Annotated in this window: 14 protein-coding genes; all 14 read left to right on the plus strand. The window is 58.6% G+C overall.

Annotation, left to right across the window (positions count from 1 at the left end):
- Positions 1-55 precede the first annotated feature (55 nt).
- The 14 genes from QZH45_RS17710 to QZH45_RS17775 all read left to right on the plus strand — a co-directional run bounded on the left by QZH45_RS17710 (position 56) and on the right by QZH45_RS17775 (position 13,185).
- The gene (locus QZH45_RS17710) at positions 56-1,057 is read left to right on the plus strand and encodes a zinc-dependent alcohol dehydrogenase family protein (protein ID WP_053191147.1); all 1,002 of its coding nucleotides are present in this window, start codon (positions 56-58) and stop codon (positions 1,055-1,057) included.
- Positions 1,054-2,244, plus strand: coding sequence for an MFS transporter (locus QZH45_RS17715; RefSeq protein ID WP_024780214.1), 1,191 nt, complete (start codon positions 1,054-1,056; stop codon positions 2,242-2,244). The genes QZH45_RS17710 and QZH45_RS17715 overlap by 4 nt, the downstream gene beginning before the upstream one ends.
- A 90-nt stretch (positions 2,245-2,334) precedes the next feature.
- Positions 2,335-3,255, plus strand: coding sequence for a LysR family transcriptional regulator (locus QZH45_RS17720; RefSeq protein WP_024780215.1), 921 nt, complete (start codon positions 2,335-2,337; stop codon positions 3,253-3,255).
- Positions 3,256-3,576: 321 nt separating this feature from the next.
- Positions 3,577-4,599, plus strand: coding sequence for an aldolase catalytic domain-containing protein (locus QZH45_RS17725; RefSeq protein WP_055135092.1), 1,023 nt, complete (start codon positions 3,577-3,579; stop codon positions 4,597-4,599).
- A complete protein-coding gene (locus QZH45_RS17730) occupies positions 4,599-5,789 on the plus strand; it encodes an isocitrate/isopropylmalate dehydrogenase family protein (RefSeq protein ID WP_055135093.1) in 1,191 nt (396 codons plus the stop codon). The genes QZH45_RS17725 and QZH45_RS17730 overlap by 1 nt, the downstream gene beginning before the upstream one ends.
- The gene (locus QZH45_RS17735) at positions 5,786-6,493 is read left to right on the plus strand and encodes an RraA family protein (RefSeq protein ID WP_024780218.1); all 708 of its coding nucleotides are present in this window, start codon (positions 5,786-5,788) and stop codon (positions 6,491-6,493) included. The genes QZH45_RS17730 and QZH45_RS17735 overlap by 4 nt, the downstream gene beginning before the upstream one ends.
- Before the next feature lie 40 nt (positions 6,494-6,533).
- Positions 6,534-7,703 carry an LLM class flavin-dependent oxidoreductase gene (locus QZH45_RS17740; protein WP_024780219.1) on the plus strand — a complete coding sequence of 390 codons (1,170 nt, stop codon included), beginning with the start codon at positions 6,534-6,536 and terminating at the stop codon, positions 7,701-7,703.
- Positions 7,700-8,260, plus strand: coding sequence for a flavin reductase family protein (locus tag QZH45_RS17745; protein ID WP_024780220.1), 561 nt, complete (start codon positions 7,700-7,702; stop codon positions 8,258-8,260). The genes QZH45_RS17740 and QZH45_RS17745 overlap by 4 nt, the downstream gene beginning before the upstream one ends.
- A 28-nt stretch (positions 8,261-8,288) precedes the next feature.
- Complete coding sequence (locus QZH45_RS17750; protein WP_024780221.1) at positions 8,289-8,657, plus strand: antibiotic biosynthesis monooxygenase family protein; 369 nt, start codon at positions 8,289-8,291, stop codon at positions 8,655-8,657.
- A gap of 61 nt (positions 8,658-8,718) precedes the next feature.
- On the plus strand, positions 8,719-9,708 hold the full coding sequence (locus QZH45_RS17755) for an NAD(P)H-dependent flavin oxidoreductase (RefSeq protein WP_055135094.1): 990 nt from the start codon (positions 8,719-8,721) through the stop codon (positions 9,706-9,708).
- A gap of 18 nt (positions 9,709-9,726) precedes the next feature.
- Positions 9,727-10,503, plus strand: a complete 777-nt coding sequence (locus QZH45_RS17760; protein ID WP_055135095.1) for an alpha/beta fold hydrolase — start codon at positions 9,727-9,729, stop codon at positions 10,501-10,503.
- Entirely contained in the window at positions 10,500-11,369 is an 870-nt protein-coding gene (locus QZH45_RS17765) for a DUF6282 family protein (protein ID WP_024780224.1), read from the plus strand. The genes QZH45_RS17760 and QZH45_RS17765 overlap by 4 nt, the downstream gene beginning before the upstream one ends.
- Before the next feature lie 290 nt (positions 11,370-11,659).
- A complete protein-coding gene (locus tag QZH45_RS17770; RefSeq protein ID WP_024780225.1) occupies positions 11,660-12,232 on the plus strand; it encodes a TetR/AcrR family transcriptional regulator in 573 nt (190 codons plus the stop codon).
- Complete coding sequence (locus tag QZH45_RS17775; RefSeq protein WP_024780226.1) at positions 12,229-13,185, plus strand: DMT family transporter; 957 nt, start codon at positions 12,229-12,231, stop codon at positions 13,183-13,185. Before QZH45_RS17770 ends, QZH45_RS17775 begins: the two co-directional genes overlap by 4 nt.
- The last annotated feature ends 578 nt before the right edge of the window (positions 13,186-13,763 follow it).

Raw genomic sequence — 13,763 nt, forward strand, 5'->3', positions numbered from 1 at the left:
CTGCATTGGACACGCCCCTAGACTGAAAACGTTCCTAACCCTTGCGAGAAATACCATGACACGTGTCGTTCGATTTTATGAGTACGGTGATCCAGAGGTCCTGCGGATAGAGGACCTACCGGTCACCCAGCCCGGCCCCGATGAGGTCAGCATCCGCGTCAGGGCCATCGGTCTCAACCGCGCCGAGTCGATGTTCAGGCGCGGCCAGTACCTGGAACAAGCTGAGTTCCCCAGCCGACTGGGATACGAAGCCGCAGGTTTTGTCGAAGCCGTGGGCGACGCCGTACGCGACTTTGAAATAGGTGATCCGGTCAGCCTGGTTCCCCCTTCGAGCATCGCTCAATGGGGAACCTATGCCGAGCGAGCGGTCGTCCCGGCGGCGATGCTGGTCCGGCATCCCGACTCGCTCAGCATGGAGCAGGCCGCTGGAGTCTGGATGCAATATCTCACGGCCTGGGGCGCCTTGTTACCCGTGGCAAAGCTGGATGCGGGAGATTTCGTGCTGATAACCGCGGCGTCGAGCAGCGTAGGCCTGGCCGCCATCCAGATTGCGAACCGGGTTGGGGCGATTCCTATCGCAGTAACCCGTGGTGAGGAGAAGGTGCGCAAACTGCTGGCGGCCGGTGCCGTCCATGTGATCGTCAGCGACGTGGAAGACCTGGCAGCACGTGTCGAGCACATCACCGCCGGTAATGGCGTGCGGGTTGTCTTCGATCCTGTGGGCGGTCCGGCTATCGAGCAACTGGCGGACGCCACCCGTCGCGGCGGCATCATCATCGAATACGGCGCCCTGAGCAGCGAACCTTCGCCCTTTCCGCTGTTCACCGTGCTGGGAAAAAGCCTGACGTTGCGGGGATACCTGCTGCATGAAGTCGTCAACGATCCCGTCCTGTTTGCCCAAGGCAAGAGGTTCGTATCCAGCGGCCTGGTCGATGGCAGCCTGTCCCCAGTGATCGCCAAGACCTTTGCCTTCGAAGAAATCGTCGAAGCCCATCGATATCTGGAAGCCGGAGAGCAGTTCGGTAAAGTCATCGTGACCCTGGAGGACCGGCCATGAAAATGTTCAACCCGTTGTTCTTCATTGCCCTGGGTTTGTTCGGGGTCTACACCATCGAGTTCGGCGTGGTCGGTATTTTGCCCGTGATCATCGAACGCTACAGCGTAAGCGCCTCGGAGGCAGGCTATCTGGTAGGCCTGTTCGCCCTGATCATCGCGGTGTTCGGTCCCTTCATGGTGCTTTTGCTCTCGCGTTACAACCGCAAGCGGGTCCTGACCTTGTCACTGTTCATTTTCGCCGGCTCCAGCGCCTTGTCGGCTTATGCGCCCAATTACGGATCACTGGCAGTCCTGCGGATCATTCCGGCGTTCTTCCATCCGGTGTATTTCTCACTGGCGTTCGTCGCGGTGGCCTCTCTCTATCCCAAGGAACAGGCTACACAGGCGACGGCAAAGGCATTTGTCGGCACCAGCATGGGCATGGTTCTGGGCGTGCCTATCACCACCTGGATCGCCGCACGCTTCTCCTACGAAGCGGCCTTTCTGTTCTGCACCGTGGTCAATGTGATTGCCGGGCTGGGCATCATCGCCCGGTTACCCGATACCTTTGCCGGACAGCGGACGCCTTACGGGGAACAGTTGGCTATCCTGCGCAAACCGACGTTGTGGCTCAATATCCTGGCCTCCACCCTGATCTTCGGTGCGATGTTTTCAGTGTATTCCTATAGCGCCGAGTACCTGTCTCGTGAAGCCGGCATGAGCGGTGAGGTGATCAGCGCCCTGTTGATCCTGTTCGGTGTGGGCGGTGTGGCCGGTAATCTGCTGGCGGGCCGCTTGCTGTCCAGGAACAAAGTGGGTACTACCCTGATGCACCCGATCATGCTGGGCGCGTCGTACCTGATTCTTCATTTCTTTGCCAGTCCAGCGATTTTGCCGATGGTCTTGATTGTCGTGCTTTGGGGGGCCACCCATACCAGTGGCCTGATCGTGACCCAGGTATGGCTGACCTCCGAAGCCCCGGAGGCTCCTGAATTTGTTACCGGCCTGTATATCTCGTTCATCAACCTTGGCGTGACGCTCGGCGCAACTGCCGGTGGCTGGTTCCTGGCACGCATGGGCATGGAAGGAACCATCATCAGCGGCCTTGCTTTCTGCACGCTGGCAGCCGCGACAATCGCGACCAAGGTGCTTGTGTACGGGGCGCGACAGCCTGGTCTTGCGCCGGAAACCCAAGCGGTTTTGCACTAAAGTCATTCATTGAAGACCGTGGCAAGCCACGGTCTTTTTCGAACTCAGCGGAGTTTCTATCGGTCAGAACCACTCGGACGGAGTCACGATATGGATGTTAGCAGCACCCCACTCACAGCCACGCAAACCGTCGATTTCCCTGTGGACAGCACCCAGTTCGACTGGGAAAACCTTCGATACTTCATTGCCTTTGCGAGGATACGGTCCCTGGCGGCTGCGGCACGATCGTTGAACGTCGAGCACGCCACCGTCTCACGACGGATAGCCGCCCTCGAAACGGCCCTGAAGATACGCTTGGTGGACCGACGCAGCCACCGATACGAGTTGACCGAAAACGGCGAACGAATCGCCCAATTGGGTAACCGCATGCAGGAAACGGCTTGTGCCTTGAGTCGCGCGGTCTGCGCGATTCGCACCGATAAAGTCGCGGACATTACCCTTAGCGCGCCTCCCCACCTGACGACACACTTCATTGCGCCCCATCTCGGTCGGTTAAGGGAACAATGTCCTGACGTCAACGTGCGGATCCTGTCCAACCCGCGCATGGCTTCCATGGCCAGACGCGAAGCGGATATCGCAATCAGCGTCGGACGCCCGACCGAGACGGATCTGGTCGTGCGCAAGATCGGCACCCTGGACTTCGGCTTCTTCGCTGCACCTTCCTATCTTCAGGACCGAGCGGCCTCAGCCTATGAATTCATTGCCCATGACGATGAGCAGGAGCCTTCTCCTCAGCGCATCTGGCTGGAGAATGCCGCAGGCCAACGGCCCGTGGTGCTAAGGGTAAAATCCTTCGATGTACAGGCCGAAGCGGCCAGGGCGGGGGCTGGTATCGCGTTGCTGCCTGTGTTCATGGCCGATGCCCCAGGCGGTTTGCAAAGAGTCCCGGTCGAAGAACAGCCGTTACATGCTGAACTATGGCTGGTGGTCCATCGCGACATGCGAACTGCTCCCGGAATACGAGCAATGATGGACTTCGTCATTCATTGTTTTGCCCAGCAACATCGCTAATAAATGGTTCGATTCGATTGGGAAATTTTTAACAGCGGCTGTTAAAAACAACCTGTTTACAACTCATGGGATATTGTCCAGTATCGAACCAGGTCAGGCAAATGAGCTGCCGCTTGAAGCATGACCTTGGATAAAGCTGTATCGCTGTACTCCTACAATAATAAATCCCCCTGCCCGTACGATGAATAACGCTGCCGCTGCCGGCAGAATGTTATACGTATTCGGCTGCGCAAGACATTGTTACTCCTGGTTGCCTCTGTTTATTCGAAGTAAAAACGGCACACTTGCGTGCCTTCGAAACATGATAAAGGGACTGTATTCATGAGCCAGATAAAGATTATCGATGTCACGCTGCGAGATGGTGGGTACCGTAATGATTTCAACTTTACTGTTGATTACGCCCAAACCGCAATTTCTCAAATGATCGAAGCCGGCATTCCTTATTGCGAAATCGGTTACCGCAACGGTTCGTTCGTACGCAAGCACGAGCATGGGCTCACCAGTGCTGTCGATGCCCGGTACCTGAGCGCGGTCCATGCCGCCGCGGCGGGCAGGATCGACTTGTGCGTCATGGTGCATCCGCACAACGTTGATGCCAGCGACTTTCAGTTGCTTCAGGAGCATGGCGTGTCAATGATCAGGGTTTGCCTGCGCCGCGACCGTCTGGAAGATGGGTTGGCCACTGTGCGGTTAGCCAAGTCCTACGGTTTTCAGGTAAGCGCGAATATCACTCACGTCACGACGCTGGGGCCAGCGGAAATTTCCGACATGAGCCTGCGCGCGGAAAACGCCGGGGCAGACCTGCTGGTGTTTGCGGACTCCAACGGCAACATGATTCCGGCCGATGTCGACCGGCTGATCACGCGAATATCCAGCCGAGTCCTGATTCCCCTGGGCTTTCATGCCCACAACAATCTCTCCCTGGCGCTTTCCAACTCAATCGCCGCCATGGATGCCGGGGCCGAATACATCGATGCATCCATTTGCGGCATGGGCAAAGGAGCCGGCAACCTGCACCTGGGTGTATTTGTCGCGTACCTGCAGCGTGCCGGGATTCGCAATGACTATGATCTGGTAAGTGCCCTGCACTTATCCCAGCTCACCGCCGACACTGTACCGGCCAGCAGCCTTCCGTTGTCGTTGACGGATGTCATGATGGGCACTTACAACATGCCCTTCGATGTTCAGTATCGCCTGGATGAGGTAGTAAAGACGCATCGCCCCGCTTCAACTTTCCACGCCTTGCAAATATTGCACGAACAAGGCAATCGCAAATCGGAAAAGCCTATAAAGCCGTTGACGACAACTCTGTCGCCTTCGCTTGCAAGTGGAGGTATTCGCTAATGAGCCAGCGCCAACAAGTATGTGTATTGGCAGGCGACGGCATTGGCGTCGAAGTTACCGAAGCGGTACTGCCGTTATTTGAAGCGCTTGAGTTGCCCATCGACCTGAAGTTTGGAGATATCGGTTGGAGCTGCTGGCAGAAAGAGGGAAATTGCATTCCGGATAGAACCTGGAATCTGATCAACGAAAGTAATGCAACGCTGTTGGGGGCCATCACCAGCAAGCCTCTTCGAGAGGCAGAAGCAGAACTTTCATCAGCACTCAGGGGGACCGGACGGGTTTATGTTTCGCCAGTAATCCAGCTTCGCCAAAAACTCGGGTTGTTTGCCAACGTACGGCCTGTTACCGATGTGCTGGGCAATAACCGCTATCGTTTTTCGGTGATTCGAGAGAACACCGAAGGCCTGTACGCCGGGCTGGATTTTGCCAGCATTCCGCAAGCCTTCGAGCCGATACTGGCTGAGCGCGAACGCAACGGAGCGCCGTGGATGCGCGAGAGCTGCAGCGACGCCACGATGACGGTGCGCCTGCAAACCCGCGCAGGGCTTTTGCGCCTGTTCCGCTTTGCGTTCGAACACGCGCGCCAGCAAGGCTATGACCGCGTCACGCTGGCGGATAAACCCAACGTTCTGCGATACAGCGGCGCGTTCGCCCGAGAGATCCTGGAATCGGTTGCCGCGGACTTCCCCGACATCCAATGCAGTATCGACAACGTCGACGCCGTTGCGTTGTGGATGGTCCGACGGCCAGAACGCTTCGGGGTGATCGTGGCGGAAAACATGTTCGGAGACATTCTTTCCGACCTCGGGGCCGGCGTCATGGGTGGCCTGGGCCTGGCTCCCAGCGCCAATATCGGGGCCCAGGGCGCCTACTTCGAACCCGTGCACGGCAGCGCGCCCGCCTATGCAGGCCAGCACCGGGCCAACCCGAGCGCGATGTTCCTGTCCGTCGCGCTGATGCTTGAACACCTTGGACATGCCCACGCCGCCCAAGCGACTCGAAACGCGGTTGCCCAGGTGGCACGCAGTGATTGCCGCACCTACGACCTGGGCGGAACGGCCAGCACCTTCGAAGTCGCGACAGCCATCGTCAAGCAAACTCTCGAATGGGCGGTTCTGCTTGACGAGCCGACCTCCCGGCCGTCCGTAAACCAGGGCAAGGACGCCCTGAAAAAAGGAGCCCACGCATGAACGCAATCATCTCTCCCGACGTGAGAAACAACGACGCGCTGCTCAAAGCCTGTGAGGCACTCGACACCGCCAGCCTGTCGGATGCACTCGACAGCCTGGGACTGGCCGGGGGCCTGGCAGGTCTCAATCAGCAGGTGCCGGGAACCCGCTGCGTGGGCTTCGCCTACACGGTGTTGTACGAGCCCGTGCATCAACGAAGCGGCTTCAGGACCGCTGCCAACTACATCGATGAGGTGCCGTCCGACGCGGTCATTGTGTCCAGCAACCCTGGGCGCACCGACTGCACGACATGGGGCGACATCCTGACCCACGTCGCGAAAAGCCGGGGCATTCGCGGCACGCTGATCGACGGGGCCGCGCGGGATATCGATACGGTCCAACGCCTGAACTACCCACTGTTCAGTCGCGCCCGCTTCATGCAATCGGCGAAGAACCGAGTGCAGCTCAAGGCGACCCAGGTTCCCGTGCAGATATCCGGCGTCACGGTCAATCCGGGCGACCTGGTGATCTGCGACAGCAGCGGCTGCCTCGCCATACCTGCCGACAAGGCCGAACAGGTCATCCAACGCGCCCAGGCCGTCGAGCAGACCGAGAAAGACATCATCCAGAGCGTGAGCGATGGCTCCACCCTGGAACAAGCCCGCGCCCTGCACCGCTACGACCAGCCCTGGCTGTCACCCAAGGAAAAGCAAGCCAACGTTTGAGTTACGACTTATTCCATTCATTTGAAAGAGTACTCACGACATGACCACTGCAAACGTTTCCATTCGCAAGCCGAACCCGGTGCGCGACAGCCAGAACAAAATCAAACTCGGCGTGTTCGGCTTCAACATTGAAGGCGGCTGCACGCTGACCACCGCTCCGGAGCGCCACCGCGCGGCTGACTGGCAAAGCAACCTGGCAATCGCCACCCTGGCCGATCGAGCAGGCCTTGAGCTTTTGCTGCCCGTGGGTCGTTGGCGCGGCTGGGAAGGCGCCAGCAATCCGATGGGCGTCTCCTACGAAACCTACACCTGGGCCGCCGGCCTCGCATCGGTCACCGAGCAGATCGCACTGTTCACCACGTCGCACTTGTCCACGGTCCACCCATTGTTTGCCGCCAAACAGGCGGCGACCATCGACCACATCAGTGGCGGCCGCTTCGGGTTGAACATGATCTGCGGTTGGTTCGGCCAGGAAATGGGCATGTTCAATGGTCACCAGCGTGACCACGACAAACGCTACGACCATGCCGATGAATGGATAGAGATCGCCAGAAAAGCATGGGAGGCCAACGGGTACTTTGACTACGAGGGCGCATTCTTCAACGTCAAGCAAGGCTATGCCGAACCCAAGCCGATCAACCGACCGTTCCTGATGAACGCAGGCGGCTCTCCAAGGGGTCGCCAATTCTGTGCCAAGCACTGCGACGCAGCGTTCCTGATCCTCAAGCACGAAGATGACGACGACACCATCCGCGAGCAGATCAAGGCCTACCGCGATCTGGCTCGCCTGGAACATGGCCGGGAACTGCAAATCTGGGTGTATGCCTACGTCGTTCACGAAGACACTCTGGACCAGGCGCACCAGAAGCTCGACTACTACGTGACTCAGCATGGAGACGATGCCGCGCTGGATAACGTGACCCGCGAGATCGGTGTGCAAAGCGGCATGTTCAAGGATGCCGCCGATGCCGAGCGTTTCCGTTTCCATTTCAAGGCGGGTTTCGCTGGCGTGCCGTTGGTGGGTACCTCGCAGATGATCGTCGACCAGATGCAGCGCTGGTCCGACCTGGGCGTGGACGGCATCAACCTGACCTGGCTGGACTACCAGAGCGGGCTTGAGCGCTTCGTCAAGGAAGTGTTGCCGTTGATGGAACAAGCCGGCCAACGCGCGCCGCACAAACCTGTCAGGATCATGGAGGCCGTGGCATGAGCAGATATTCTCGAGCCCGCAGTGTTTCGGGCAATGTCGCGATCTTGCCGATGCCTGCCGACGTCGATCCTGGCGAATTGACAGATCAGTTCAAGAACGCCATGCGCAGGTTGACCTCCAGCGTGGCAATCATTGCCAGCCGTGACGGCGATGATCCGGTGGGCATGGTCGCGACTGCGGTGATCTCGGTGAGCACCTCGCCCCCCGCGCTGCTGATTTGCGTCAACCGCTCCGCCAGCCTCCACAGCCCGCTCACGCTGTCCGGGCGTTTCAGCGTCAATCTGCTGAGCGCGGCCCATAGCGCTCTGGTGCCGGTGTTCGCCGGACAGGTCAAAGGCCCCGAACGTTTCGCCCACGGACAATGGCAAGACGTCCAGGGCCTGCCCTGCCTGGCGGATGCGCAATCGAGCCTTATCTGCACCTTGGACAAACGCCTCAGCTACGGCTCCCACGATGTGATCATCGGCCGCGTCGACGCAGTCCAGTTCGCCGAGCCTATCAATCCACTGCTTTGGGAAAACGGCAGCCCGGCGATATCCGCGCGGCTGACGCAATGACCCGCCCCCATCTCAAGGAGAATGACTCATGACTCAGATCGAACAATTCCAGGCGCCACAATCGGGCGAAGACCAAGCCATTTTTCTGGTGAACGTCGTCCATGTGAATCCAGGCCAGCAAGATGCCGCCCTGGCCGTCCTCCGCGATACCGTTCAGTACGTGGCGCAGACCTACCCGGCTTTCCAGTGGAGCCGACTGTACAAAAGCCTCGATGGGAAAACCGTCATCAACCAGGCGCAATGGACCAGCAAGGATGCCTTCGACTCGTTGTTTCAGGACGAGTCATTCATGTCACGTTATTCAGGCCTCAAGGACACCGGGACCTGGGAGTTTCACCTTTACCAGGTGAGCGATTTCATCCCCCAGGCGCTGACCGCGGCCCTCATCACTGAGTGAATCAAAAAGCCGGAATGGGCAGGCCTTACTGGCCTGCCCGCACGAGAACAGGAGTATCGATATGGCTGACCTCAACACGCGCCTCACACAAAGCTTGAACATCACCCACCCAATCGTCCTGGCGCCCATGGGGGGAGCCTCGGGGGCGAAACTGGCCACGGCGGTATCCAGGGCCGGAGGGTTGGGGCTGGTCGGCGCCAGCTATGGCGACGAGCAATGGATGCGCACCGAGCTGGCGCCGATGCGGGAATTGAAGCAACCATGGGGTGTCGGCCTGGTGATGTTCACCGTGGCCCGAAACATGGCTCTGCTGGACCTGGCACTGGAACACGGACCCAGCGCCGTCGCATTGTCATTTGGCGATCCTGCGGCATTCGTGCCGATCATCCATCGGGCCGGCGCGAAGGCTATCGTGCAGATCCACGAGTTGGACCAGGCCATTGCGGCCCTGGACGCCGGGGCGGATGCATTGATTGTCCAAGGGGCCGAGGCTGGCGGGCACAGCCTGCGCCGTGGCCTGATGCCATTGCTGCCCGCCGTGCAGGATCGAGTCGGAGACAAAATCCCACTGATCGCCGCTGGCGGTATCGCAGATGGGCGTGGCGTGGCGGCAGCGCTGATGCTGGGAGCCGATGGGGTCATGCTGGGCACGCGTTTCCTCGCCTCCGAGGAAGCCTTACCCTCGGCCGCGTTCAAGAAGCGCCTGATCGAATCCAGTACCTCGGACACGGTGCGCACGCGGATTTTCGATCTGGTGCGTGGCATTGAATGGCCAGAACACTACAGCGGCCGGGCCATTGCCAACAGCTTTTCGCAAACCTGGCTAGGCCGTGATGAGGCACTACGAGAAGCACCGGACTCGGTCCGCCAGGACTACGCCAGGGCGGTCCTCGCTGACGACCTCGATAATCGGGCGATCTGGGCAGGTGAGGTTCTGGATCTGATAGGCGACATCAAGCCAGCGCGCCAGATCGTCCATGATCTGTTGAGCGAAACCACGCGGATCTTGCGCAACAGTCAGCAACTATTGGCTCTAGACAAAATTGCCTGATCAGCCGGGAGAAGCATTATGCAAACGTCCAATGCAGTCAGCAGCCAATGGGGCAATGGCAATCAACTGGCAGTGGTCATGTCGCCGGTCATGCCCGTTTGGGATGAAGGCCTGTTCTTCCAACCGATGATCGCCCCATTGGTTGATGCTGGTTACCGGGTGATCATATTCGACACGCTATCGCTATTGACCGACGAAAACGAATCGCTTGAGGATTTTTCGCAGCGCTGGCAGCAAGTATTGTCGGCGCTGGGCCAGATCGATTTGCTGGTAGGCTCGGCCCTGGGTGGCGCAGTTGTCCAGGCGATACTCGGCACCTGCCTTGCGACCCACGTCAGCAATGTGCTGTTGCTGTCCTCCCCTGCCCTGGCGGATGGAATTCTCGATGGTCGACTGGGGAAAATGGCCGATCTGGCCCTGCTTGGCGATCTTGAACAAGCGCTCCAACTGCTCGATCAACTCGTACAACCAGCGACGCGGATACGCCCCAGTGGGCCAATCGACATCGACCAGACCAGTGCGGCACTCCAGGCCAGACGCCTGCACCTGGGTTTCCGGCTGCTCAATCGCCTCGACCTGCGTCAAGCCAGTCACAGCTATCGCGGTGCGTTATTGACAGTCTATGGCGAACAGTCACAGCTGGTGCGCGGTATCAATGTGCATATCAACGAGCAGGCCCGGCATTGCCGGTTACCCATCCCCGATGGCGGCATGCGCCCGTTGCTCGATGCGCCGGCATTGGTTATGCGCACCGTGCGCGAACACTTGGGCATCGATCTGGAGGTGGTTGCATGAGTTATCCACGCCGTTTGTTCGAGGCTGATTTTATCGACGTGCATTATCACGCGGGTCCGGACGCCTACCTACGGCGCCATGGCGTGATGGAGGCTGGCCGTCGCTACAGCTCGTTGAACGGCTGGGTGGTGCTGAAGAACCACCTGGGCTGCACCGCATCCCAAGCCTGGGAGGCCCGGCAGGAAGGGCTTCCGGTGTCCGGCTCGGTGGTGCTCAACGAAGTCGCCGGCGGTATCGATTTCAGGGTGGTACAACGTTCGCTGTGCCATCACGGGGACAGTGACGCCCGGCTTATCGTGCACCTTCCCACCGTCACGGGCCGCCCCCATCAGTCCCGTCTCAAGCGCAACAGCGGCCATTGGATCCTGGATAAATACCCCATCCGGCCGCTGACCGTCAGCCATGAGGGGAAGCTGAACGCGCAGACTCTGGACGTGCTGCGGATGGCCCGAGACTATCCAATCGTCATCTCCACCGGGCATGCCGACGCTGATGAAGTGCGTCTGTTGATAGACGCGGCGGTGCGCTTGGATGTGCCCAGACTGATGCTCAACCAGCCGGCCAATCCCTTGACCGGCTTGGACGCCAGAGCCCTGCTCGCATTGGCGCAAGCGCCCATGGTCTACACCGAACAGACCGCTCTGACCTACCTGCTTGGCTACCAGCCATGGGAAGACTTTACCCAGGTCCTGCGCGACGTACCCCGGGCACTCTATAGTTCAGACTTGGGCCAGACCTCTCAGCCTGATATTGAACAATGGCAGGTAGACAGTTTGCTGTGGTTTGAACGGATAGGATTAGGCAGCGAGCGAGCGCAGCAGGTCTGGCAGGGAAATGCGCGGAAGCTGTTACAGCTGGAGCCGTAGCGCAGATAGGCCGGTGCTCGTTCGCCCAAGGAATTGGATACCGCACCTCAATCGACGTATCGCCTTGCCTTGCAAACGTTCCGTGATGCCATGAGCAAAGCGATAGCGAGCGCCTGAACGACGGCAACAGCGTCAGCGCATTGCAGGTAGAACCCGAAGAACCGTGATCTGTTTCGCCCAGTCTGCTCCCGTGAAATGTCGTAGCGGCCATGATCCAGGTCGTATCTGGATGCACCACAATCTTACCGGTCAGTATAGTCGGCTCAGTTGCCATGCCGGAGTGCCTGAAATTGGACGATACCCGTGAACGCTTGATTGACTCAGCGCTCAAGCTGTTTCTGTCACAAGGTATATACATTACTGGTGTGATGGCCATCGCCTCGATGGCGGGTGTTACCAAGATGACCCTCTACAGTCATTTTCCCTCCAAGGATGCGCTAATAGTGGCTTGCCTTGAGGAGCGTGACCGACGCTGGCGTGAAGAGGTAGCATGCACCTTGGCAGAGCATCCTGACCCGGTCAGTGGCATGCTCGCGTTTTTCGATTTATATCAACGCTTTCTTTTGCAAGATAGCGAGCGCGGGTGTCTGTTCGTCAACAGCGCAGCTGAATTTCCCCAGTTCAGCCATCCTGTGCATTTGGCAGTGAACAGGCATAAGCAAGGGATACGCGAAAATCTTGCTGCCTTGGCCATAAGCGCCGGCATAAGCAATCCTGAGGTAGTTGCCGAGGGACTGTTTATCTTGCTGGAGGGCAGTTTTGTCAGCGGCGCCATGGCCCAGGATGTGCGGGTATTCGACACCGCCCGGCACGTTGCTCATTGCTGGATCCGGAAGCAGAGCCAGCAGGTGCAGAGCGTATGACCATAGGTTTATTAGCGGCCATTGCCGCCACTTTTTCATGGTCGCTGCTCTACATCTTTCCGGGGCTGGTCGGAGATTACAGCCTTTTTGATCTGGCTGTGGTGAGCTATGCCTTTGCCGGTTCAGGTAGCCTGCTCGTGCTGTTTGCTTACCGTAGCGAAGTGCGGCAATTGCGACTGAGTGACTGGGCCTGTGCCGCACTGCTGGGCTTCCTGGGATACATCGGCTACTTTTTCCTGATCACCACTGCGGTCTTGGCAGCTGGGCCAGTGATCCCTCCAGTGATGATGGGTTCGGTACCGATCGTACTCGCAATTGCCGGCAACATGCGAAGCTCCAGCGTGCCCTGGCGCGCCATTGCCGGGCCCCTGTTGGTGGCGGCCTTGGGCATAAGTTTGGTCAATCTGAGCGTGTTTGATTTTAGCCGTGCGACGGCAGTGCTCCCGACCGCTTCGTTACTGCTTGGACTACTCGCATCGTTGCTGGCAATCGGGTTCTGGACAGGTTTTGGCCTATTGAATGAAAGTGCTTTGGCTCGACGCCCAGGCCTGTCTCCCATGTTGTGGTCAGCCATGCTGATCTTCATGTGCAGCGTCGAGATGCTGGCCTTCATCCCAGTCGGGCTGTACTTGAAACTGTCTCACTTCGCTAGTCATCCGAGCGGATTGGCAGGTACTCAGGCGCTAATAGTCTGTGGCTTAATTCAGGGGTTAGGGGCGACCCTTGCAGGTGCCTGGGCATGGTCGATCGCAACTCGGCGTCTACCTCTGGCTCTGAGCGGGCAATTGATCGCCAGCGGAACCATTTATGCAACCACGATGGGCCTGCTCATCAACCAACGCTGGCCCTCACCGATGGAAGCGCTTGGGACAGGATTGCTATTCGTAGGTGTGGTGTGGGCTATTCACGCCTTTTATCGCAGACAAACATGCCTCGCGACGCGCAGCGGATAACTGACGTCAGGAGGCTGAGTACGAAGCAGCGACAAAGCTTGGCCTGGATCTGCATAGCGCCAGAATGGCCGGTTTTGATGCGACCGACGTGAGAAATGGCTGCCCTGTACGTATCCAGATCAAAGGGCGATGCGTGGTGAGCCCGGCGAAGATACAAGGCCGCTTGGGCTCCATTGATTTGGCGCAACCGCTCGACGTTGTGCCGTTGGTGCTGCTTGATTCCGATTTCAACGCTTTTGCTATGTACGAGACCGATCGTGTTACGGCCCTGACAAAACTGGGATCAAAGGTCCGCAATGAGCATGGCTCGTTGGGGATCAGGCTATGTTCGAAGTACCGAGAGACCCAATGGGCACCCCTTGGAAGCTGAGATTTTTAGAGTTTCCAGCTATCTACGGAAAGGAATTCTGTGACGGCAAAGCGTTACGAACCCTCGGATGAGGCCTGGACTGTGGTTCGCTCCAGCGCTGCTCGGCTGAATCTCGGGCCATCTCATCATTCTCAAAAAAACCACAAACAGCTCACAGAATTTTCATCTGATTTGGCCAACCCTGTAGTAGCTGGCAAAGAGCCAGCTC

Origin of the sequence: Pseudomonas corrugata (assembly GCF_050920615.1) — a bacterium.
Classification (GTDB): domain Bacteria; phylum Pseudomonadota; class Gammaproteobacteria; order Pseudomonadales; family Pseudomonadaceae; genus Aquipseudomonas; species Aquipseudomonas corrugata.